The sequence below is a fragment of the Vibrio pomeroyi genome, from assembly GCF_024347595.1.
Lineage (GTDB): Bacteria > Pseudomonadota > Gammaproteobacteria > Enterobacterales > Vibrionaceae > Vibrio > Vibrio pomeroyi.
In genome coordinates this window covers 574432-598368 of the sequence record NZ_AP025507.1, presented here as the reverse complement: position 1 = coordinate 598368, position 23937 = coordinate 574432, and the positions used below count along the sequence as shown (strand labels likewise).

Below are 23937 nucleotides of genomic sequence, written 5' to 3'. Positions count from 1 at the left end.
GCCGTCTGTTTGCTCACAAGCTAATTGAGCCAAGGCAGAGGCTGCCTTGGCTACTTGGGAACTATTAACGGTTAACCGCTTCTAGTTTCCAGATGTTGTTCACGTAATCGCGGATAGAGCGGTCTGATGTGAACTTACCAACCAATGCTGTGTTAAGAATCGCTTTCTTAGCCCAACCTGCTTGGTCTTTGTATTGCGTTCCCATGTCTTCATGCGCTTTCACGTAAGATGCGAAGTCAGCAAGACATAGGTATGGGTCACCACCGTCTAGCAGGCTATCAAACGTTGCACGTAGAAGACCTGGTTGACCAGGAGTGAACTCATCGCCAGTCAATAGGTCTAGTGATGCTTTCAGTAGTGGGTCTGCATTGTAGTAGTCGTATGGGTTGTAGCCCTGAGCTTTCAGTGCTTGAACACCATCAACGTCTAGACCGAAGATGTAGATGTTCTCATCGCCAACTTCTTCACGAATCTCAACGTTCGCGCCATCCATCGTACCGATAGTTAGAGCGCCGTTTAGAGCCATCTTCATGTTGCCCGTACCTGATGCTTCTTTACCAGCCAGTGAGATTTGCTGAGAAACGTCTGCTGCAGGGATGATGATTTCAGCCATGCTTACACGGTAGTCAGGGATGAATACCACTTTAAGCTTGTTGCCAATGCGAGGATCGTTGTTGATCTTCTCTGCAATCTTGTTAACTGCGAAGATGATTTCTTTCGCTAGGTGGTAACCCGGTGCTGCTTTCGCTGCGAAGAAACATACGCGTGGCTCACACTCGAAACCAGGTTCGTTAAGAATACGGTGGTACAGAGATAGAATGTGTAGCAAGTCTAGGTGCTGACGCTTGTATTCGTGTAGACGCTTGATTTGAACGTCGAAGATAGCGTTAGTATCTAGCTCGATACCCATGTTCTCTTGAACCCAATCAGCAAGGCGCTGTTTGTTTTCTTTCTTAACAGCCATGAATTCTTTTTGGAATTTCGCGTCTGTTGCAAACTTAGCGATGCCTTCTAGCTGCTCAAGTTTTGCTGGCCACTCAGTACCGATCTTGCCAGTAATTAGCGTTGATAGACCTGGGTTACAGAACTTCAACCAACGACGTGGCGTGATGCCGTTCGTTACGTTAGTCAGTTTACCTGGGAAGATTTCGTTGAACTCAGGGAACAAGTCTTTCTTAACCAATTGAGAGTGAAGCGCAGCTACACCGTTCACTTTGTAAGAACCAATCACACATAGGTTTGCCATGCGAACCATGCGGTGGAAACCTTCTTGGATGATAGAAAGCTTCGCTTGCTTCTCACCGTCACCAGGCCACATCTTGCGAACTTCTTGCATGAAGCGGTGGTTGATTTCAAAGATGATTTCCATGTGACGTGGAAGAAGACGATTGATCAAAGATTCAGACCAAGTCTCTAGCGCTTCTGGAAGTAGTGTGTGGTTCGTGTAAGCGAACGTGTGAGCACTGATTTCCCATGCTTGATCCCAAGATAGACCTTTCTCGTCAATCAGGATGCGCATTAGCTCAGGAATCGCAATCGTTGGGTGCGTATCGTTAAGCTGAATCGTTTCTTGCTTAGGCAGATCTTCTAGAGCAAAACCTGCTGCTTCGTGGCGACGTAGAATATCGCGAACCGATGCTGCTGAGTGGAAGTACTGCTGCATTAAACGCAGTGTCTTACCTTTCTCGTGGTTGTCGTTCGGGTAAAGAACCTTAGTGATGTTACCTGCATCGATTAGCGAGTGTTGCGCTTCGAAGTAATCACCGTTATTAAAGCTTGCTAGTGAGAATGGTGCGATTGCTTGACATTCCCAAAGACGCAGCGGGTAAACCGTGCTTGACTCGTAACCTACGATTGGTAGATCCCAAGGCATTGCTTTTACTTCCATACCTGGAACCCAAGTACGAACTTCTTTACCGTCAATGAATTCAACTTCTACATGACCGTAAAAACCAATGTGTTGTGCTAGTTCTGGACGAGCCACTTCCCACGGGTAACCTTCAACACCGCGCCATGCGTCAGGTGCTTCTTGTTGGCGACCGTCTTGGAAAGACTGTTTGAATAGACCGTATTCGTAGTGAAGACCGTAGCCTACTGTTGGGTATTCTTGAGCGGCACAAGAATCCATGAAACAAGCAGCTAGACGACCAAGACCACCATTACCTAGTGATGGGTCGCGTTCTTCTTCTAGAAGGTCAGTTAGGTTTTGACCTAGCTCTTCCATTGCATGAGTGATTTGCTCATACAGGCCCATGCTGATTAGGTTGTTACCTGTCAGACGGCCAATCAAGAATTCTAGCGAAAGGTAGTTAACACTCTTCGCGTTTTTGATTTTTTCATCGTTTTCAGTTTCTAACAGATCGAATGTCGTTAGCTCAGCAAGAGCACGACCCATTGCTAAATACCATGAACGGCTGTCAGCGGTTTCTACTGTTGTTGCGTAGGTTGCAGATAGATGTTTCTTAACACTCTCTTGGAATGACACTTTATCGAAAGTTTTTTGCTGAGTTGGTTTCATTTCAGAAATCTCGCTTTTAATAGTTCTAATTCATCTGTGACATATCGTGCATGGTCACCAATAACTAAACATCCTCCCGGCCGTACGACTAACTAGGAGTAGATGGGAGGGCGTAGGGGGCGTACCCAGATTGGGTTAGTGATCTGACTCTCATGTTCTAGCCCAGAATAAAAACTTGGAGTGATTAAGATCACAAGCTCCCGTTCGATAACTTAACTTCAATTGATGTGACTTTTATTTAACCCATTTAAAGTCATTGCCAAATCTGAGTTTCAGATCACGAAAATATTTTTGGACTCTCATCTATTACATAAAAACATGTGTAAGAAAGGACAAAGTCACATTCACAAACCACCCCGCAAAGTGAGCAAAGTCACAAATAAAGGGCGTAGAACCCCAAAAACATGCAGGAGTGCAAGGTTTCTGAGGAGGATCATAGTCGGTATCGTTTTGCTTCACGTAATATGAGTAAAGACTTAAGTAATTAGGCTAATGTCATTGGACTGCACTCAACGATAGATTGGGATATTCCAGAACATAGCCACGGAATAGGTGTAAAACTTCGACATGTGGATCCCTTCGAAACTGACTCGTCCCGGCCGCTTACACAATGCAATTCTGCGACCTAGGGTTCTCGATCTGCTTCAGAATGCAGATTGCTATAAGCTAGTACTGTTCCGCTCTCCAGCTGGATACGGCAAAACCACCATGGCTGCCCAATGGCTGGTAGAAAAACCCAATGTAGGTTGGTACAGCATCGATGATAGTGACAACGATGCCTTCCGCTTCATCAACTACCTACTCCAATCCCTTAATAAAGCGACGCAAAATGCCTGCCCGAATGCCCAAAAGCTGGCAGAGAAACGACAGTTTTCATCGTTGCATTCTTTATTAAGTGAAGTGTTTGCTGAGATGTCTGAATTCCACCACGAGTGTTTCCTTGTGTTGGATGACTATCATTTGGTGAACAATGACGACATCCATGAAGCGATGCGCTTTTTCCTCAAACACATGCCCGACAACCTGACGCTTGTTGTGACTAGCCGTGGCACACCACCGCTTGGCACAGCTAACCTGCGCGTTCGTGATTTGATGATTGAGATTGGCAACGACTCTCTGGCTTTTGATACAGAAGAAACCACACGCTTCTTCAATCAACGCGTAGCCGACGGCATTGACGACACCACTGCAGGCAGTATTTGTAGTTATGTAGAGGGTTGGCCTTCTGCATTACAGCTTATTGCCCTTCAAGCACAGCACCAAAAGCGCACACTGGCACAATCTGCCGAGTCGTTCTCCCACTTTAACCATGCCCATCTTTGGGATTACTTGGTTGAAGAAGTATTTGACCTGCTAGACAAAGAAACCCGACAGTTCTTGATGCAGTGTTCGGTGCTTGATCACTTCAACGACGAACTTGTTTGCGCACTAACACAGCGTGAAGACGCGCTCGGTATGATTGAATCGCTTAACCGATTTGGTTTGTTCATCTACCCTCTTGAAGGCGAGAAGAACTGGTATCGCTTCCATAATCTATTTGGTGAGTTCCTAGCCCACGAACGCCAAGCTCGCATTCCGCAGCAAGAAGCGGAATTGCATCGAAGTGCAGCTAAGGCTTGGATCAAACAGAAAACACCTCACCAAGCTTTGCGACACGCACAGCGCGCAGACGACCCACAGCTGATTGTTCAGATCCTCAGTGAACACGGTTGGCAGATGTTCAACCAAGGTGAGTTGTCATCACTAGAGATGGCGATCAAGCAGCTGACTACTGACCAACTGTACAGCGAACCTAAGCTATCAATGCTGCGTGCATGGCTAGCGCAAAGTCAGCACCGTTATGATCAAGTGGGTACTCTGTTAGAAGAAGCCGAAACTCAGTATCAAGCTCGAAACATCGAATTGGATACTCAGCAGCAAGGCCAATACAACGCATTACGTGCACAAGTCGCGATCAACAGTAATGAGCCAGAGAAAGCACTCGAGCTTGCAGAGCTTTCATTGAGCCAGCTGAATACAACGGTTTACCGTAGTCGCATTGTCGCAACCTCGGTTGTTGGCGAAGTGAATCACGTAATGGGTAATCTGAGCCGTGCTCTACCAATGATGCAGCAAACTGAGAAGCTCGCTCGCCAATATCAGGTTTACCATCAGGCACTTTGGGCGATTCTTCAGCAGAGTGAAATCTTGATAGCTCAAGGCTACGTTCAAGCCGCATTTGAATTGCAAGACAGCGCCTTCAAATTGATTGAAGAGCACCAACTGCAATATGTGCCTCTGCATGAATTCTTGTTGCGCGTTCGAGCTCAGATTTTCTGGTGTTGGAACCGATTAGATGAAGCAGAAGAGTGTTGTTACAAGGGCTTAGATATTCTTGGTCACCATTCACCAAGTAAGCACCTACACAGCTACTCGATGCTGGCTCGTATTTCACTGAGCCGTGGCGAAATTGATAAAGCGTCGAAGTTTATCGACCAGATTCAGCACTTGTTGCGCCAATCAACTTACCATGTGGATTGGACAGCGAATGCTTCCCTATCTCTGATCTTGTTCTGGCAAGTGAAAGGCGATAAAGACGCAATCCGTGACTGGTTGAGCGTTGCTGTTCGCCCTGAATCAGCAAGCAACCACTTCTGTCAGCTTCAATGGCGTAACATCGTGCGTGCTCACATCATTCTTGAACAGTATGAAGAAGCAGAAGAAGCATTGGCGTTCTTAAAGAGTGAAGCTCAGCGTTCGCATCTGATTACCGATACCAACAGAAACTTAATCGTTGAAGCGGTATTACGCACCCAGATCAACGATGAAGACAGTGCGCGCGTATTGCTAGAAGAAGCCCTACACATGACCAACCAAACCGGTATGGTCGGTAACTTCTTGGTCGATGGCGGTACTATCGGGCATATCTTGGATAAGTTGAGCAACAAGCCTGGATTAGGTGACTTAGAACGTCACCGCGCGCAACAAATCATGAAAGATATCTCGACGACTCAACGCAGTCGCTCGGTACACTTCGACGAAGACTTTGTAGAGAATCTGGTTAATCACCCGAACATTCCTGAGCTTGTACGCACGAGCCCACTCACCCAGCGTGAATGGCAAGTACTTGGTCTGATCTATTCTGGATTCAGTAACGAGCAAATCGCTCAAGAACTTGATGTAGCAGGTACCACAATCAAGACTCACATTCGTAACCTGTACCAAAAGCTCAACATTGCTAACCGTAAAGAAGCGATAAGCACAGCAGAGAACTTACTTCAGTTAATGGGGTACTAAAACAGGTTCACGATTCGAAATTGATTCGAGAAAAACAGAAGCTAGTCACCGATGGTGGCTGGCTTTTTTTTTCGCTTGGAGAATGGGGAATAAGCGATAGAAATTAGAGATGGCCAAACGACAGGCAAAAAAATAGCCAACCGCAATAATCGCGATTGGCTCTATATATTTGTGAACAAATCATAAGTTCACTAACAACGTCAGTTGGCTAGGTGACCCTCGGCTTAAGAAGGGTCAGTTAATATAATGCAGTTAGCGTGCCAACTTTAATTTAGCGTTTTATAAGCCCTGCATCGCATAAAAACCGCGATTTTCACATGCGAATTGCAAAGTGCATTTGCATAATGCAACCAAGATGCAATATCGATAAGAGACTAGTTTCATCGATACTCTTAATGACAAATCACTAAGTGGTTGTATTTTAAATATTAGGCCAAAGTTCACTTCAACTTATTGCCTTACAGTTAAAGCGGTAATAAAAGCATCGACCCAGTGGCATATTCATACTTTTTTTACACTAAAGTTTGTATACTGCACAAAATCATCCTCAACTCTATGAAGCAATGAACTACTTAAGTACTTTTTTCAAAGGCATGGCAATGGGCGCAGCCGATGTTGTCCCTGGCGTGTCGGGCGGAACCATCGCATTCATCACTGGTATCTACGATACGCTGCTAGAAAGCATTCGCAGAATTAACCCTAGCGTACTTGGCTTATGGAAACGCGAAGGCTTCAAAGCTGCGTTTAACCACATCAACGGTTTCTTCCTGATTTCACTGTTCGCGGGTGTATTCACCAGCATTGCAACATTCGCAAAACTGATTTCTTGGTTATTGGTCACGCACCCTGTTCCACTGTGGTCTTTCTTCTTTGGTCTAATCTTGGTGTCGGTTTTCCATATTCTTAAGCAAGTAGAAAAGCGCGATATGATTCGATTCGTCTTTTTACTGCTTGGTGTTGCCTTCGCTTACAGCATTACTGTGCTTAAGCCACTGCAAATGGAGCCGACCAGTATCAACATCTTGATTGCGGGTGCGATTGCGATCTGCGCGATGATTCTACCGGGAATTTCAGGCAGCTTTATTCTGCTTCTGATTGGTATGTATGGCCCAGTGCTTGGCGCTGTTAAATCGTTTCAAATCGATGTACTTGCGCTATTCCTTGGCGGCTGTGTGATTGGTCTACTGACTTTCTCGCACGTACTCTCTTGGTTACTACGCTCATTCCGCGATTTCACATTGGTGTTTTTAACGGGTTTGATGATTGGTACGTTACCTAAGATCTGGCCTTGGAAAGAGACCATCAGTTGGCGTATCAACTCGAAAGGTGAGCAAGTGCCACTGATTCAAGAGAACCTATCTCCGTTCAATTTCGAAGCGGTAACGTCTCAACCTTCTCAGCTCACTTTATCGGTGATCATGATGTTGGTGGCTATCGCGCTAGTGCTGGGTTTAGAAAAGTTTGCTGAGCGCAATGCTGACTAACCTCTAACAATCGTGCTGAAGTTAGCATGTAGGGTGCCGAACTTAGATAGCGACGCACCTTGTGAATTGAATCAAAGCGAAGCTTATGGCTTCGCTTTTTTATATCTACCATACGCACAAAATTGCTTTTTGATACAAGCACGTATTGAGGGGTGTGATAACATCGCCGCTCTTATAAAATTAGATGAGAACACGACATGCACCCAGCATTAAAGGTTGCAGCTCTTGGAATCGCTCTCGTGGCAGGCTTTTATGGGCCGCAAGCAATTCAGCATTTTAAATCAGCGATGGTACACACACCTGCTGACGTTAATTTAGATGATTACTGCATGCTTTCAACAGAATCGTGTGAGCAAAATGCTGTTGCGATGACGCTTGAACATGAGACGGCACAACCTCTGGTTCCGACTAAAATCAAAGTCGTTTGGGAAGGCGCAGCATCTGAAACATTAATGCTGTCACTCACTGGCTTAGAAATGGAAATGGGATCAGCACGTTTTCAATTAAAGAATATTGGCAACAATACCTATGAAGGTGATGTAATTTTACCTGTATGTACCATGGATAAAATGACTTGGCTTGGCGAACTCACCGATGGTGTTGAAACCGTAAACCCTGCAATAAGGATGGCAAGATGAGTAAGAATTGGTCGTTAGCATTAGTGGTAGCGTTTGTACTTGGCTTTGGTGTCAAAAGTTACCTTGATGGACAAAACGAAGCTCAAGAACAGCACGCTGCAAAGCAAGAGTTCTCCGCAACAACCCTTTTTGGTCAAGATAATCAGCCAACGGAAATCTTTGACCAAACCGACGACAGAATTCGTATCGTTTACTTCGGTTTCACACGTTGCCCAGATGTCTGCCCTACCTCACTAGCAATGTTAGCCGGCGCACTTAACCAAGTGTCAGATGAAGCAAAAGCAAAGATTCGCCCGATGTTTGTCTCTCTTGATCCTGAGCGCGATGCCGCAGAAGCTTCTTACGAATACGCACAATACTTCCACCCAATGATGGAAGGGTTAAGTGGCCCGTTAGATGTGACAACAACGCTTGCACATAACTACGGTGTTATTTTCAGAAAGACCAAGCTTGAGGGTTCAGAGCTGGAATACACCCTTGACCACAGCTCATATTTTTATTTTTTAAAGCCCGACGGTACCTTGATTACTAAAGTACCGCACACGTTAACACCTGCACCAATTGTTGAAGCCATCAACAAGTTGACGCAGTAAACGTAAAAACAAAGAACTTAACGAATAAAGTTCAAACATAAAGTCAGGTCCCAGACCAAAACATAAAAATAAGGACAACAACATGAAGTTAAAAGCACTTGCTCTAGCAGGCTTATTGCTCACTCCCTTTGCTCACGCGAACAGCGATATTATGGTTCACGACGCGTACGCTCGTGCAACACCGCCTTCAGCAGTGAACAGCGCGGTATTCACGACTCTGATGAACCACAGCGATAAAGATCGCGCTATTGTCTCTGCAACTACACCCGCAGCAGGCAAGGTAGAGCTTCATGATGTTATCGTTGATGGCGACGTAATGAAGATGCGCCAAGTTCAAGAGATCACAATCCCTGCGAATGGTGAAGCGGTACTTAAACCTGGCAGCCTGCACATTATGTTGTTCGACCTAAAAGATGGTCTAAAAGAAGGTGAGCAGATCGAGATGACTCTGACTTTCGCTAACGGTGAAACGCAAACCTTTGAAGCGCCTGTTAAGAAAGTAATGAGCGGCATGAAAAAGATGAATCACGATCATCACTAATCGGATTCACAATCAATGAAATAAATTAAGCCACGATGACTTCTCGCCATCGTGGCTTTTTGCTAAAATGAGTTCGCTTTTTATTCAAAGCCTGACCACATTAATAACCAAGGAGAATAGAAGATGATTGTAATGAAAACACTAAAACTGGCAGTAAAAGTAACGCGTTAATTTATTTGGTTAAGCAAACTTTAATCTAGAACGACCAACATCAAGCCATCGACTGGCTACCGCACACTTTTACCCGGTTTACTATTGATCTATAAGTGATCGATACCTGCATGCTCAATAACGCATGACTAAATCCGGGGTCCTATCTATTTGAATTCGACCCAAGCTCAAAACATTTTTGACGTTTCGATGCTTTTATCTCATCAACACTTTTTGACCTCGTCAATAACCTGAGATCTCACAAGATGTTAATGCTCTTACAAGAAAAGAAAGCTCGTACGTCTGGGTAAATAAACATGAATTCACAAAACGCATTTTCTCATCCAATGTCACTTCAACAGCTTGGATGGCAACCTGTATTCCAACAACAACTGACACTCGAAGACTATGACCACTCCGTCATTGCTCGTATCACCGCGCACCATCGCAGCGGCTATACACTGGCGTCAGAACAAGGCGAAATCGTTCTACCTATCCATCAAAACCAACCCGCAATGACGGTTGGCGACTGGGTAATCTTGAACTCTGAGCTGCAATTTGACCGCTTGCTAGAACGTCAATCGCTCTTCAGCCGTAAAGCAGCGGGCAGTCGCGTCGCAGAACAATATATCTCAGCCAACATCGACACGGTTTTTATCGTGGTTTCGTTAAACAATGACTTTAATCTAAGCCGTATCGAACGCTACCTAGCACTCGCTAATGAAGCACAGGTTGAAGCGGTTATCGTACTCACCAAGAAAGACTTGTGTGACGACTACGAAGACAAAGTACAACAAGTGCAAAGCTTAGATTCTATGCTGATGATCGAAGCGGTGAACAGCCTAGACCAAGAATCAACTCAAGTCTTGTCACCTTGGTGTAAAACAGGCAAAACCGTCGCTTTGATGGGCTCATCTGGTGTGGGCAAATCTACGCTAGTAAACTCATTGCTTGGTGAAACTCAACAAGCCACGGGTGGTATTCGTGAAGACGACAGCAAAGGCCGTCATACAACCACATCACGATCGCTCCACTTGCTAACATCAGGGGGATTACTGCTCGATACTCCAGGAATGCGAGAGCTACAACTTGCTGACTGCGCTGAAGGTGTAAGTGAAACCTTTTCTGATGTCGAAGAGTTAGCCATGCATTGCCGCTTCTCTGATTGTCATCATGAATCAGAACCTGGATGCAAGATACGCAAAGCCATTGAGGAGGGTGATTTGTCTGAAAGACGATTTACTAACTATCAAAAGTTATTGAGAGAGCAAGCCAGAAATGGCGCCTCATTGGCAGAGCAACGCGCGAACAGTAAACAGCTTTCCAAGATGTACAAAACCGTACAATCAGAAAGCCGAAACATAAAAAAAGCGACCGACTAAACCAATCAGGTTAATCACAATACGCTTTATTTAAACGACTAAGCCCCACCGTGTTAAACACGTGGGGCTTTTTGTTTCAATTTGGTAGCAAAGCGACTATTTATGCACACAATGTTCTTACCTATGAGCATTTACATTTCTAAATTTACAGTATATTAGGTCTAATAAATGTAGTTCCGCAGATTTATAGCTCAATCAAAATACAATTATTTAACATTTAGCTCTAAAAACACCACGTAGCGCAAACAATCACCCTAAAAGTAAACTATTCCTAGACACCCTCTAAGATCCCGCTAATATGACCGCCCATTCCACTAGTGTATAGTTGGATTTGGTACAACTTTATAAAAGATACATCACTATAATAATTTAACAATTGCAGGTATTTTATGCAAAATCACAACATGCTCGCCCGCATCGCTCGTGGGAATCTTGTCCTACAGATCCTTGCTGGTATTGTTTTCGGTGTCGTTCTCGCCATGGTTTCTCCTTCAGCAGCTCAAGACGCAGGCCTACTAGGTAGTCTGTTTGTTGGTGCTCTGAAAGCTGTTGCCCCAATTTTAGTATTCATTCTTGTTGCAGCTTCTATCGCAAACCAAAAGAAAGGTCAGCATACCCATATGCGTCCAATCATTGTGCTTTACCTGATTGGTACCTTCTCTGCTGCACTGACTGCTGTAGTACTAAGCTTCATGTTCCCAACCACTTTGACACTGGTTGCGGGCGCTGAAGGTGCTAACCCTCCTCAAGGTATTGCTGAGGTTCTTCATACTCTTCTATTCAAGCTTGTAGATAACCCAGTTAGCGCGCTAATGAACGCGAACTACATCGGTATTCTTGCTTGGGCAATCGGTCTTGGCCTTGCACTGCACCACGCATCTGCAACAACCAAAGCGGTTTTCGAAGACTTAAGCCACAGTGTTTCACACATTGTTCGCTTCATCATTCGTCTTGCGCCATTCGGTATCTTTGGTCTTGTTTCAACGACATTCGCAACGACGGGCTTCGATGCTCTAGCAAGCTACGGTCAACTGCTGGCGGTTCTACTAAGCTCAATGCTGATCATCGCACTTGTGGTTAACCCACTGCTTGTATTTGTGAAAACAAAACAGAACCCATACCCACTCGTACTGCAATGTATTCGTGAATCTGGCGTAACAGCATTCTTCACCCGTTCAAGTGCTGCAAACATCCCAGTAAACATGAACCTTTGTAAGAAGCTAAACCTAGACGAAGATACTTACTCTGTATCGATTCCTCTAGGCGCAACGATCAACATGGCAGGTGCTGCAATCACCATCACTGTATTAACGCTTGCAGCTGTACACACAATGGGTATTGAGATTGATATCTTCACAGCGATTCTACTAAGCCTTGTGGCTGCGGTATCGGCATGTGGCGCTTCTGGTGTTGCTGGCGGTTCACTACTGCTTATCCCACTTGCTTGTGGCCTATTCGGTATCTCTAACGATGTAGCGATGCAGGTTGTTGCGGTAGGTTTCATTATCGGTGTGATTCAAGATTCTGCTGAAACAGCGCTTAACAGCTCAACTGACGTAGTGTTCACTGCTGCAGTATGTAAAGCTGAGCAGAACAAAGCATCATAAGCTGTTGGTTTTAGCTCTTAGCTCTTAGCTCTTAAAGCAAACAACACGCAAATAAAAAGGGAAGCATCTGCTTCCCTTTTTGTTGTCTGATTTTCGTGGTTAAAGCTGAAACGACATCACTTAATAGCTCCTAGTCATTGGCTCCATAGGAGAACCTATCAAGCCAATGAGCCGGGCTTACTGGTTTCTGTTCCAGTTAGACTCAACTGCAGACTGACTAAAGTCTAGAGGGTCACTATTTGGGGTCGCTTGACTCTCTGATGATGCTTGTTCAGTGTTAGGTTGCTGGCTGTAATCGACATTCGTATCTTGAGCACTCAAAGTTTGTTTATCTAAATGGCTCGCATCTACGTTTAATGCTTCGCCTTCTTCATCAGACGTTTCTTTGACTTTCTTAGGAATCGGTATATTACGCTTGTAGAGCTTATTAAGCGCTTTAATGATTGAGTGCTTGGTGATCGCTTCTTGAGTTAACTTAGTCATGATCGGCTTAGTTAGAGCTTGTAAGCCCACGACGGCATCGACACCCAGTTCACCACCAACTTTATCCCGCAAATGCTTCGCTTCTGAGTAGCCAAAATGAGCCGACAGGAATAGCCAAATATAAGCAATCGCATTGCCGTGTTCACCATGGTCAATCCAAGCTTCGCCTGCTCTAAACATGGCTTCTGCGCTGTTCTTTTCCGCTGCAGTTTCAAACCAGTACACTGCTTCACCGTGATTAGGCTCAACACCAACACCGTTCAAATAGCTCATACCCAGTTTAATCTTGCCGTCTAGGTTATTTTTTTCAGCGGCCTTGTGATACCACTCAAACGAGCTTTCGGCGGAGTAGTCTGGGTTTTCTTTGTCTAGACACCACTCGCCCATAAACAGCATAGCTTCGGTGTTCCCGCCCATTGCCGACTCTTCGATATAGGTGTAACCCTTGGGGATGTTCTTATCGGTTCCGCGCCCAGAAACGAGTGCTTTACCCATCTCAAATTTCGCCACCAGGTCATTATCCATCGCCGATATCGCCAGCTGCCAGAAATTAGCTTTTTCTCTTAAAATCAGGTCTTCTTTGCGCTTCATACTCAAACGCACAATGCCATACATGCCGTTGACATTATCTAAATGCGCGGCTTTGTCGTACCAATATAAGGCTTCCTTAATATTGTTACGTTCGGCCTCTTTCGCTAAATACAGAATCGACGGAACATGTCCGGTTTCTGCTTTGAAATGGCGCTCTTTTTGCTCTTGGATGCGCGCTTTTTCAATCGCTTTTCGGTAAGCGACCGCACGAGCTTTGCGCTCTTGTTCCAAGCGCTGTTTTCTTAGCGATAAAGAAATCAGCCACACGGCCACAAGTATTAACGAAAGAGCCGTCGCACCAATTGCGATTCCCATTGTACTCATAAAATATTTTAACCTAACTCGGCTGATACAAATCTCGATGTCGAGGCGTCATCAACCATAGTGAATGTTTCGAATTACAGGGAAAAACGCCGTTATTAACGCGTTCCACCTTAAAATGAACTTAGTTCAGTATCTCAGGAATACATAACGATAAAAAGTCTGCAGAGGCCTATCGGTATGCACTCCCTAAAGGGTGTGATCTTGCTTCAATATAGGGGTTAAATGAAGACCCTCTTTCATCAGAAAAAACCTAAATGTCGGTGACAAAATTGATGGTTTTTCATCAGGGATTTCGCACAGTGATAGTTAAGTCAATTGCCCGTAAATGTAAGCCAGTTCTGCAACCGTCTTCGCTGAGAATTTCTTCATCAAGCTTGCTCGGTGTACCTCGACTGTTCTCATCGCGATGCATAATTCATCGGCGATTTTCTGGTTACGCTTGCCATCAATGATCTGCTTAAGGATGTCGATTTCTCTTTCGGTCAACGACGCATAAGCTTGGCGGTACGCATTCATGTGAAGATGCTTTTCAGAAGCCTCCAAACCTTGCTTGATTGCTTCGGCCAATTCACCCCCTTTCACTGGCTTTTGGAAGAAGTTTACCGCGCCTGCTTGCAAGGCTTCTACCGCCATTGGCACATCGCCATGCCCTGTCAGATAGATAACCGACAGCGGGCTCTGTGCTTTCACCATCAACTCGTGAACTTGTTGCCCTCTCATCTCTGGCATTCTGCTGTCTAGCACTACACAGCCCGGCTTTGTGAGATCCACAGAGCCTAAAAAGCTTGGTCCATCTTCATAGGCTGACACCGTGAAATCATGCTCTTCCAATAAGAACACCAGTGAGTCACGCATCGACTCATCGTCATCAACCACATAAACCGGCAACGTTTGATGAAGTTCAGGCATAGCAAGATTCCTTATGAATCATTTGAAAGAGAAAAAGGTAACGTCACTGCAACGTGACAACCATGAGGAGTCAGTGACTTAATGGTCATTTGACCGCTGTGGTCTTCAATCACGTCTTGGCAGATTGCAAGCCCTAACCCCAAACCGTTTTCTTTGCTACTCACAAAGGCTTGAGTGACCTGCTGCTCAGTAAAATCTAAGCCCGTACCGTTATCGATTACCGACAACATCATTTTATCCGGTTGATACTCGGTAATCACTTTAATTGTCGCGGGTTCACTGTTTTTATTATCAATATCAGACGTAGCGCTTTGTTGGCGGTGCTGTTGTGCATTACATGCGTCGGTCGCATTGTTTATCAGGTTTACAATCACTTGTTGTAGCCCCACCGAATCAACATACAGCTCAATAGGCTTACCTACGGCGTGGCGCTCAATGGTTATCTTGTGTTTCTGTAATCGGAATTGCAGTAACTCAATGGTGTCGGTAAGTAACTGTTCGATGTCAGTCTGCGACTTCTCAGATGAGCGTTTCTTTATCATGTTTCTTAAGCGTTGAATGATCGCGTCTGCCCTATCCACTTGCGACTGAATCTTCTCAAAAACAGGTTCAATATCGGTCAATGGTTTGTTCTTCGAAATCCGTAATAAACCGCCTTCGCTGTAGTTACGAATCGCTGCCAAGGGCTGATTGATCTCATGCGCTAAACTGCTTCCTAACTCACCAACCACCGCGATTCGTTGAGAGTGTTCTAGCTGCTCGCTCTTACTTTTTAGCTTGTGTAACGTGGCTTCCAACTGCTTTTTACTGCGGCTGAATTTGTACTCTAACCAGAAGTGGTAAGCATTCAGTAACACCACCAGAATGAAGAATGCCCATGCCCATTGTTGGTTGAACTTAAGCCAGATTAACGCTTCCTTCCACCATGGCTGTTGCAGTGGGTGCATGTCGAGCTGCTGATACAGCTTGTCGATGGAAAGCAGGCTGGTTGGTGATGTCCAACCCGAGGCGTTCGCTGCAATGGCTGGTGCACTGCTCTTTGGCATTGAAAACAACACCTGACTCATTTGTTTAGCCAGTGCCGAAGAGGCTCGTTCTGTTTTGGCAAACGACCAGTTGGAATACAGAGGTGTAGACACTTGGCACCGGAAGCCTTCAGGCGCTTGATTACCGATGATTCGATATTGCCCAGCCACCAGCAAACCTTCGCTAATCATATTTTCAACCAAACAAGCGGGGACGACTGCCGCCTCAATGTGTCCTTCTCGCAATTGGTACAAACTGGCGTCAATCGGGAAACCCAAGAACTGAGTATTAGAGAAAAAGTGATTAGGATTGAGCCCTTCTTGCATGACTTGGTAGCGCATAGTCAGGTAGCCGCCAAACGCATTTTCAGAGACAGCTGCAATTGGCTTTCCACTCAGTTGTTCAAACGAGATATACGGTGACATTCTTCTGACCACTAATGCAGAACCGATACTGCGCGTGCTGCTAACACCTTGATCGTCGTAATTGTGACTGGTCATGGTCGCCATCCAAGAGAGCGCGTATTGACGTCCTAAACGAACTGCTTGGCCGGGATTGGTGACAACAAAATCGACCGCGACATCTTTTACTGCTTCCGCCATCTCTTCCAAATTAAAAGGCTTGAGAACAAAGTGCTTACCCGGAATGCGTTCAGACAACCAATCCATTGTTGGCTGCCAACGTTGTTGCGCCGAAAGCTTACCTCGAGTCGACAACACACCAACCTCGATAATTTGGTCGGGTTCATCTGTGTTTTGGTTTGTGCTTGTGCTTGTGCTTGTGCTTGAAGCTACTATCGCTTGTTCAGATTGAGCAGCGACACACACACCTGCAGTTAGACTCAACCAACAAAGGCTGACAACGGTCATTAGTTTTCGAACGGTCACTGAAATCTCTTTCTCCAAACGGACTGTTTATCCAATTTATTCTGGCTTCATTTTAGGTTAGCGACATGCTCCACGCTTAACTTATGCTTTAGGTCGCCTTAAATAATCCTCTGAAACAAAGCATAACAGCTAGATTGCTAAAACCGCATTTGTTCTAGATCAACTTTAATCTGGGTATGTGGAAATCCACAATACCCCGTGTACGGTCAAAATCTGACAATGAGCCCAACAGAACGAATACCCATTTATAGGTACCAATATGGACTCATTGAAAAGACGGTTTCTCAGCCAATTCGGCAAAGTTTCCGCCGGTGCTGCGCTCATTCCCATTACCGGAATCAACACCGCAGTCGCAAGCACAGCCATTCGCAATAACAACCAGCCAGACCGTAAAGGCGAAGTAGGCAAACGCTACGCCATGGCGATTGATTTGCGTAAATGCGTGGGCTGTCAGGCATGCACTGTTGGCTGTAGCGTTGAAAACCAAGCACCAATTGGCCAGTTCAGAACCACAGTAAAACAGTATGAAGTCTCTCTTGATGATGGTTCGACGGCTCAACAAGAAGTGAAATCATTCATGCTGCCTCGCCTGTGTAACCACTGCGACAACGCACCATGCATCAAGGTTTGTCCTGTTCAAGCGACCTTCCAACGTGAAGACGGCATTGTAATGGTCGACAACGAACGTTGCGTAGCCTGTGCTTACTGTGTCCAAGCCTGCCCTTACGATGCTCGTTTTATTAATAACGACACACTGACCGCCGACAAATGTACCTTCTGTGCACACCGCCTTGAAGACGGCTTACTGCCCGCTTGTGTAGAAACTTGTGTCGGTGGCGCGCGTGTGATTGGCGACCTGAAAGATCCAAACAGCGAGATCAACCGTCTGCTCAATGAAAACCAAGACGACATCAAGGTGCTTAAGCCAGAGCAGAACACCAACCCACATGTTTTCTATATCGGCATGAACGAGCGATTCGTTAGCCATATCGAAGGTCAACCTGCGATTTATGATCCAGCCGCCATTGATAACTCATCCTCTAGCAAACAAGGAGAGACAGCATGAATATCACCGAGGTGTTAGTTCCCGCTCAAGAGATCGCTTGGCTACCGTGGGCGGTTCAATATTTCTTCTACATTGGTTCAGCTTACGCGGCGGCTATTCTGTTTTTGATTGCACTGTTCTTCAAAAATTCAACTAGCCACCAATTCCGCTCAGCCCTTGTACTTGTGATGGCCATTGGCGCAATTGTTGGCCCATTAGCGTTAACAGGTGACTTACACCAGCCTGGACGTGCGTGGCACTTCTACGCACATATCACGCCTTGGTCATGGATGTCACTCGGCTCTCTGTTTCTTCCTTTATTTTCTGGTCTGGCTGTCGCGACGGCTTGGGTTTACCTGCGTGATGACATCGCACAACTTAAAGAGAGTGAAAACCCGCTACTAAAACGCTTGTCTTGGCTAACCCTAGGGCAATGGCAGGTTTCAACCAAACTGATGATTGCGCTTGCTGCTGTGACGGCAGTTTCGGGCTTAAGTATCGCGCTTTACACAGGCGCAGAGATTGCAATTTTGGCGAGCCGACCGCTTTGGAATCAACCGGCTTCTCCGCTGCTTTGGTTTACGACCGCATTCTTCGCTGCAACGGGTTTAACGCTGTTGATTTGGGCTCTGCTGCCTTCAAGTAAGCCTAGCTTAAAACCGACAGACCTCGCTCTGGTACAAAGAACCATTACCTTAACGGGCGGCCTTGCCATCATTCTTACGTCGATTTGGGCATCTAACCATGGTCACTTCAACCTGTATGAGAACGACGCTTGGGGCATTAATTTAGGCATCATGACCACCAGCATTTTGCTGTGCATGATCTTGGTTCTTCCGCTGCAGCGTCTATCGCAAAGCAAGCTTGGCGTCATCCTTGTGGCACTTGCGAGCATAGTTTCAGCATGGGCGGTACGCTGGGTCACTATGATGGAAGTTCAGACCATTCCACGTTTCGATGTGGGTGCATTCCCTTATGAATTGCCAATGGGTAGCGCAGGTTTACTTGGCATTGTTGGTATGTGTGGCCTTTGGTTAGCACTTGCCTTGTTCGCCTCTGAAATCGTGTCTGTTGGATCTACAAGAACAACTGGCTCTGCACTAAAGACAACATCAAAGCCAAACCAAAATACATCATCGCCACTTAACCGCTCACATAGCTTGTAGTCTGAGGAATCATCATGGATAACAAACGTCGTCAATTTTTGAAAACAGGCCTTGCTGCCGGTGGTGTTGGAGCTTTTGCTGCAGGTTATGCGACAACCACAAAACACATGGTTCACGGTGCTATCGATGGCACAGCTGGTAAGAAAACTAAGCACATCCACCACGGTAATTCGTTAGAGACGGAATACAGTGTCGATGAACAAGGTAAAATCTCGCCAAATCCAAACCAACGCGTAGCACCATCAATGTGTTTCGGTTGCTGGACGCTGTGTGGCTTGCGTGTACGTATCGATAATCGCAATGACGAGATCTTACGTATCTCAGGCAACCCGTACCACCCACTATCAAGTGATCAGCAAATCCCGTTCAAAACACCAGTAAAAGACGCCTACATTGGCTTGTCTGGTGAGTCCGGTATCAATAACCGCTCGACAGCCTGCGCCCGTGGTAATGGCATGTTAGAGATTCAAAACAGCCCATACCGAATCACTCAACCGCTCAAACGTGTTGGTAAGCGTGGTGAAGGCAAGTGGGAACCCATCAGCTACGAACAGCTTATCTCAGAGATCACCGAAGGTGGTGATTTGTTCGGTGAAGGTGAAGTGGAAGGCTTACGTTCGATTCGTGACATCGAAACACCACTTGATCCGAACAACCCTGAATACGGTCCAAAAGCCAACCAATTGTTGGTGACTAATGCGGGTAATGAAGGCCGTGATGACATATTGAAACGCTTTGCATTCAACAGCTACGGAACACGAAACTTCGGCCACCATGGCTCTTATTGTGGCTACGCATTCCGTGCAGGTTCTGGCGCGATCATGAATGACTTAGACAAGTTCTCGCACTTAAAACCCGATTTCAACAATGCTGAATTCATTCTGTTCATCGGTATGTCTCCGGCACAAGCGGGTAACCCGTTTAAGCGCCAAGCACGACAGCTTGCGGAGGCGCGTACTAACGGAAAACTGAGCTACACCATAGTGACACCAAGCCTTCCTGCAGGATCTTCAAGCCTTGCGGCGGGCGATCGCAACAACTGGCTTCCGATCAAACCGGGCACCGATTCAGCATTAGTTCTAGGCATGATCCAATGGATCATCGAAAACCAGCGCTACAATCACGACTTCTTGTCTCGCCCAAGCGCACAAGCGATGCAGAAAGCAGGCACTACACACTGGTGTAATGCATCTCACCTCGTGATCAGCGACGAAAAACACCCACAAAACGGGCGCATGCTTCGCACATCGGATATTGGTTTACTAGAAACGGGAGAACCGATGTCTGACGATGATGCATTCGTCGCACTAAATGTGACAACGTCACTATTAACATCAAATATTAAGGTCGATGAAGCGGCGTTGTTCGTCGATCAAGACGTAGAAATCGATGGTCAAACCGTTCGTGTTAAGTCTTCTCTACAAAGATTGAAAGAAGAAGCCTTCAAATATGACCTTGCTTACTACAGCGAACAGTGTGAAATCCCTCAAGATCAGATCATTGCGCTAGCAAAACGCTTCACTAGCTACGGTACAAAAGCAGTCGTCGATACTCACGGTGGTAACATGCACACCAATGGCTTCTACAACTCGTTCTCTATTCTGATGCTGAACGCGCTGATCGGTAACATCAACGCGAAAGGCGGCGCGATGGCGAAAGCGGGCGGCTACCCAACTTCTGTTGCAGGCCCTCGTTACGATTTTACTAAGTTCAAAGGTAAAACTAAGCCTCAAGGTGTGTTCTTATCTCGCAGCAAATTCCCGTACCACAAGACCAGCGAATACAAACGTCGTGTTGCGGCAGGTGAATCTCCTTACCCAACGCGTGCGCCTTGGTACCCAATCTCAGCACCGCTGTTAACCGAGCATTTATCAGCGGCCATTGATGGCTACCCATATCGCGCAAAAGCGTGGATCAACCACATGGCGAACCCACTTTATGGCGTTCCGGGGTTAGACAACCTATTAGGCGAGAAGCTTAAGGATCCAAAGCAACTGGGATTGATCGTCTCTATCGATGCCTTCATCAATGAAACCACAGCACTATCAGATTACCTTGTGCCAGACACAGTAACCTACGAGAGCTGGGGCATGGCGACACCGTGGCATGGCGTCGCGACTAAAGCGATCACCGCTCGTTGGCCGATAGTTGAGCCTAAAACCTCACGCACTCAAGACGGACGCGCCATCAACTTAGAGAACTTCTTTATTGATCTGGCAAAAACGCTTGATCTAGGTGGTTTCGGTGAAAATGCAATCAAAGACAGCCAAGGCAATTGGCACGGTATCCACAGTGCTGAAGATTTCTACCTACGCTCAGCGGCTAACTTAGCATTTGCCAAAGGCGGCGTGCCGAATGTGGATGCTGAAGACATTGTTTGGTCTGGCCTTGAGCGCCTTGTACCTGCGATGAACAAAACACTCAAGCCTGAAGAGATGCTAAAAGTGGCGTATATCTTTGCACGTGGCGGTCGTTTTGAAGACGCAACCAATGCCTACACCAATGACACTATGAAGTACAAATGGACTAAGCCACTGGCTATCTGGAATGAAAAGCTTGGTACCTCTCGCAACACCATCAGTGGCGAACAGTACATGGGTTGCCCAACATGGTATCCACAAAAGCTGGCAGACGGCACGCCATTGGCTGAGCAGTTCCCAGCAAAAGAGTGGCCATTTACTCTGACTAACTTTAAGTCCAACATTCACAGTGCGGTGTCTAACCTGTCGCCACGCTTAGAATCCATCAAGGATGTGAATCCGGTGTACATTCATCCGCAAGACGCCTCTTCAGCGGGCATCAAAACCGGTGACGTATTTGCCATTGAAACACCGAGTTCAACCACACATGCGTTAGCGATGGTTATTGATGGCATCAAGCCGGGCACATTAGGCTTTGAACATGGCTTTGGCCATAAAGAACTCGGCGAACGTGCGCACTGGATTGGTGACACACAGCAACCAGTGAAGATGAAGTCAAACGATGGCGTTAACATCAATGACATTGGTTTAATTGACCCAACGAGAGAAGGCAAAGGCGTCATGTTGGATTGGGTGGTGGGCGCTGCAGCAAGACAAGCGCTTCCGGCGAAGATCTACAAAGTCTAATCACAAATCCAATACACGCCCCTACTGATACATAGCTAGGGCGATAACAGAGCAACTTTACCGTTCGAAGTTGCTCTGCTTTTTTACAGCTAATGCATCGATAGCATTCAATCCGCGACATCCAAGCCTCAACAACCAATCTAGTCGCAACAACCAAAGATTCTTCACTTCTCTTTTCTTCTCTTCACCACAACTTTTTTAGCTAGCAACCATAAAGCGGCTATGCTTATACAATCGGTGCCATAAAAGAGCCTTAACAAGCAGTTACACCGAGGCGAACATGGCAGTTCCCTTGCATTTCGTTAACGGCAATCAGATTCGCCTATCGAAATTCACATAAATACCATCATGGTGACTGAGGTTATTAATGTGAGACTTACCTCAAGTTCCAAGTGAATTAATGTGGAAATCCACAATAGCGCGAGCAACCAATTATGTCGAAAATGCGTGCACTATAACCAATAGCGACGCCTCATGATTAAGCTGAACATAAAAACTCAAACTCTAACGCTTTGCATCGCTGCTCTGGGAAGCCTTTCTTTATCCGGTTTTGCACAAGCAGCGCCTAATCCAATGCCAGAAGCCGCAGAAACCTGTAGCGGATGCCACCAAGCCGACGGAAAAGGGATGCCTAACATCGCCCCGATGCTTGCTGGGCTTAATGCTGACTACCTAGAACATCAACTGGTTCTATTCTCTCGTGGTGAGCGTCAAAGCGCGATCATGAAGGGCATGGCGGATGGTGTGTCTGATCCTGCAATTCGTCGTGAGGTTGCCGAATACTTCGCTTCACTGCCTTCTTATGAATTCACTGATTTAGAACAACGCGGCTCACAGGCTGATATCGATAACCCGTATCGCAAGCTGGTATTCCAAGGCGATTGGGACCGAAACATTCCGGCTTGTGCAACCTGTCATGGGCCAAGTGGTATGGGTGTAGACAAATTTCCACGCCTAGCGAGCCAGCACGCCGACTACATTCAAACTCAACTCAACGCATGGAAAAACGGCACTCGTAAGGGTGATGATTTGAACATGATGGGCAACATCGCTGGCAAGTTGACCGACGATGAAATCAAAAACCTGTCTTACTACTTCGCATCTTTCCGATACTAAAGGGCTCGCATGAAAACATTACTTTTAATTACCGCAACCCTTACCTCTGGAATCGCTTACGCCGAAGGTGAGTTGCCCGATCGCCAAACCGAACTGCCCGCTGTTGAGAAACCTCAAGATAATAAATATCTGGTGCCACGAGACTTGGTTGATATTCCTGCAGGAGAATTTGGCGACAAAGTCAAACTGGGCTATTCGCTGTTTGTTGACTCACAGCAGATGCGCGGCGAGTACGTCGGTAACGAGCAAAACTGTGTCAACTGCCACATGCAAGCAGGCATGAAAGCAAACGCAGCACCTCTTTGGGGAGCTTACATGGCCTACCCAGCTTACCGTAAGAAAAATGACAAGGTAAACAGCTACGCAGAACGTATCCAAGGCTGTTTCACTTACTCAATGAATGGCTTGCCACCAGCCGTTGGCTCAAAAGAGATGGTCGCGCTCACGGCTTATTCATACTGGTTGGCGATGGGTGGCATCTTAGATAAGAACGGTATGCAAGATACACCCGTACCTGAGATCAGCGATGCCGATTTACAAATCGGTGGTAAAGCGGAAAGCTTCCCTCTTCCTGAAGAGCTGCTAAGCAAATACCCAATTGATGATCGTAGCAAGTTGGCAGGTCGTGGCTATCCTAAGATTGCTAACCCTGAACAAGAACCTTCGATCTCGCGTGGTGAGAAGGTTTACCAAACCAGCTGCCAAACGTGTCATGGTCAAAATGGCGAAGGCATTAAAGGGGCTGATGGTCGCTCATACCTACCACCACTTTGGGGCGAGAACTCGTTCAACTGGGGCGCAGGTATGCACCGCGTAAACACAGCGGCTTACTTTATTTACGAAAACATGCCGCTTGGAAAGAGCCAACAGCTTTCCATCCAAGATGCATGGGATGTGGCCGCTTTCGTCAACAGCCATGAACGCCCACAAGATCCGAGATACAAGGGCGATGTGGCTGCTAATGCAGAACGCTATCACAACCACCAAGGCTACTACGGTAAGGAAGTTAATGGCCACGTGCTAGGTACAAAAGCTTATCCGAGTGGCAAAGCAGTGATTCACAACCACTAACTTTAATTAAAGAGTCACTCCTT

Annotated in this window: 16 protein-coding genes; 12 read left to right on the top strand and 4 right to left on the bottom strand. The window is 46.3% G+C overall.

Annotated features, from left to right (window positions below):
* Positions 1-64 precede the first annotated feature (64 nt).
* A complete protein-coding gene (locus tag OCV12_RS18830; RefSeq protein ID WP_146491011.1) occupies positions 65-2518 on the bottom strand; it encodes a glycogen/starch/alpha-glucan phosphorylase in 2454 nt (817 codons plus the stop codon).
* A gap of 567 nt (positions 2519-3085) precedes the next feature.
* Here OCV12_RS18830 and malT point away from each other — a divergent pair.
* The 7 genes from malT to sstT all read left to right on the top strand — a co-directional run bounded on the left by malT (position 3086) and on the right by sstT (position 12189).
* Positions 3086-5794 carry an HTH-type transcriptional regulator MalT gene (gene malT, locus OCV12_RS18825; RefSeq protein WP_048661010.1) on the top strand — a complete coding sequence of 903 codons (2709 nt, stop codon included), beginning with the start codon at positions 3086-3088 and terminating at the stop codon, positions 5792-5794.
* A gap of 563 nt (positions 5795-6357) precedes the next feature.
* Positions 6358-7278: a DUF368 domain-containing protein gene (locus tag OCV12_RS18820; protein WP_132969381.1), complete on the top strand. Its 921-nt coding sequence runs from the start codon at positions 6358-6360 to the stop codon at positions 7276-7278.
* A 197-nt stretch (positions 7279-7475) separates the two neighbouring features.
* Positions 7476-7916, top strand: a complete 441-nt coding sequence (locus OCV12_RS18815; RefSeq protein WP_261886887.1) for a hypothetical protein — start codon at positions 7476-7478, stop codon at positions 7914-7916.
* Positions 7913-8509 (top strand): SCO family protein, encoded by a 597-nt coding sequence (locus OCV12_RS18810; RefSeq protein WP_261886886.1) that lies wholly within the window; start codon positions 7913-7915, stop codon positions 8507-8509. Before OCV12_RS18815 ends, OCV12_RS18810 begins: the two co-directional genes overlap by 4 nt.
* Before the next feature lie 82 nt (positions 8510-8591).
* Positions 8592-9050 (top strand): copper chaperone PCu(A)C, encoded by a 459-nt coding sequence (locus tag OCV12_RS18805; protein ID WP_239830368.1) that lies wholly within the window; start codon positions 8592-8594, stop codon positions 9048-9050.
* Between the two features lie 467 nt (positions 9051-9517).
* Entirely contained in the window at positions 9518-10582 is a 1065-nt protein-coding gene (rsgA, locus tag OCV12_RS18800; RefSeq protein WP_261886885.1) for a ribosome small subunit-dependent GTPase A, read from the top strand.
* Between the two features lie 389 nt (positions 10583-10971).
* The gene (gene sstT / locus OCV12_RS18795; protein WP_086714851.1) at positions 10972-12189 is read left to right on the top strand and encodes a serine/threonine transporter SstT; all 1218 of its coding nucleotides are present in this window, start codon (positions 10972-10974) and stop codon (positions 12187-12189) included.
* Between the two features lie 177 nt (positions 12190-12366).
* Here sstT and OCV12_RS18790 read toward each other — a convergent pair whose 3' ends face one another.
* The 3 genes from OCV12_RS18790 to OCV12_RS18780 form a co-directional block, all read right to left on the bottom strand.
* Positions 12367-13587, bottom strand: coding sequence for a tetratricopeptide repeat protein (locus OCV12_RS18790; protein ID WP_261886884.1), 1221 nt, complete (start codon positions 13585-13587; stop codon positions 12367-12369).
* Between the two features lie 306 nt (positions 13588-13893).
* Positions 13894-14496 carry a response regulator transcription factor gene (locus tag OCV12_RS18785; RefSeq protein ID WP_261886883.1) on the bottom strand — a complete coding sequence of 201 codons (603 nt, stop codon included), beginning with the start codon at positions 14494-14496 and terminating at the stop codon, positions 13894-13896.
* Between the two features lie 11 nt (positions 14497-14507).
* Complete coding sequence (locus tag OCV12_RS18780) at positions 14508-16409, bottom strand: sensor histidine kinase (RefSeq protein ID WP_261886882.1); 1902 nt, start codon at positions 16407-16409, stop codon at positions 14508-14510.
* 259 nt (positions 16410-16668) lie between these two features.
* Between OCV12_RS18780 and dsrO the strand changes: the two genes are divergently transcribed.
* From dsrO to OCV12_RS18755, 5 genes are all read left to right on the top strand, one after another.
* Entirely contained in the window at positions 16669-17475 is an 807-nt protein-coding gene (dsrO, locus tag OCV12_RS18775; protein ID WP_132969118.1) for a sulfate reduction electron transfer complex DsrMKJOP subunit DsrO, read from the top strand.
* Entirely contained in the window at positions 17472-18620 is a 1149-nt protein-coding gene (nrfD, locus tag OCV12_RS18770) for an NrfD/PsrC family molybdoenzyme membrane anchor subunit (protein WP_261886881.1), read from the top strand. The genes dsrO and nrfD overlap by 4 nt, the downstream gene beginning before the upstream one ends.
* Before the next feature lie 14 nt (positions 18621-18634).
* Positions 18635-21727, top strand: a complete 3093-nt coding sequence (locus OCV12_RS18765; RefSeq protein ID WP_261886880.1) for a tetrathionate reductase subunit A — start codon at positions 18635-18637, stop codon at positions 21725-21727.
* Between the two features lie 474 nt (positions 21728-22201).
* Complete coding sequence (locus tag OCV12_RS18760; RefSeq protein WP_261886879.1) at positions 22202-22843, top strand: c-type cytochrome; 642 nt, start codon at positions 22202-22204, stop codon at positions 22841-22843.
* A 9-nt stretch (positions 22844-22852) separates the two neighbouring features.
* A complete protein-coding gene (locus OCV12_RS18755) occupies positions 22853-23914 on the top strand; it encodes a c-type cytochrome (protein ID WP_261886878.1) in 1062 nt (353 codons plus the stop codon).
* Positions 23915-23937: the final 23 nt, after the last annotated feature.

Bases quoted from the DNA above. Each gene is read 5' to 3' on its own strand.
- OCV12_RS18830 (WP_146491011.1), bottom strand. From the start codon at position 2,518: ATGAAACCAACTCAGCAAAAAACTTTCGATAAAGTGTCATTCCAAGAG.
- malT (WP_048661010.1), top strand. From the start codon at position 3,086: ATGTGGATCCCTTCGAAACTGACTCGTCCCGGCCGCTTACACAATGCA.
- OCV12_RS18820 (WP_132969381.1), top strand. From the start codon at position 6,358: ATGAACTACTTAAGTACTTTTTTCAAAGGCATGGCAATGGGCGCAGCC.
- OCV12_RS18815 (WP_261886887.1), top strand. From the start codon at position 7,476: ATGCACCCAGCATTAAAGGTTGCAGCTCTTGGAATCGCTCTCGTGGCA.
- OCV12_RS18810 (WP_261886886.1), top strand. From the start codon at position 7,913: ATGAGTAAGAATTGGTCGTTAGCATTAGTGGTAGCGTTTGTACTTGGC.
- OCV12_RS18805 (WP_239830368.1), top strand. From the start codon at position 8,592: ATGAAGTTAAAAGCACTTGCTCTAGCAGGCTTATTGCTCACTCCCTTT.
- rsgA (WP_261886885.1), top strand. From the start codon at position 9,518: ATGAATTCACAAAACGCATTTTCTCATCCAATGTCACTTCAACAGCTT.
- sstT (WP_086714851.1), top strand. From the start codon at position 10,972: ATGCAAAATCACAACATGCTCGCCCGCATCGCTCGTGGGAATCTTGTC.
- OCV12_RS18790 (WP_261886884.1), bottom strand. From the start codon at position 13,587: ATGAGTACAATGGGAATCGCAATTGGTGCGACGGCTCTTTCGTTAATA.
- OCV12_RS18785 (WP_261886883.1), bottom strand. From the start codon at position 14,496: ATGCCTGAACTTCATCAAACGTTGCCGGTTTATGTGGTTGATGACGAT.
- dsrO (WP_132969118.1), top strand. From the start codon at position 16,669: ATGGACTCATTGAAAAGACGGTTTCTCAGCCAATTCGGCAAAGTTTCC.
- nrfD (WP_261886881.1), top strand. From the start codon at position 17,472: ATGAATATCACCGAGGTGTTAGTTCCCGCTCAAGAGATCGCTTGGCTA.
- OCV12_RS18765 (WP_261886880.1), top strand. From the start codon at position 18,635: ATGGATAACAAACGTCGTCAATTTTTGAAAACAGGCCTTGCTGCCGGT.
- OCV12_RS18760 (WP_261886879.1), top strand. From the start codon at position 22,202: ATGATTAAGCTGAACATAAAAACTCAAACTCTAACGCTTTGCATCGCT.
- OCV12_RS18755 (WP_261886878.1), top strand. From the start codon at position 22,853: ATGAAAACATTACTTTTAATTACCGCAACCCTTACCTCTGGAATCGCT.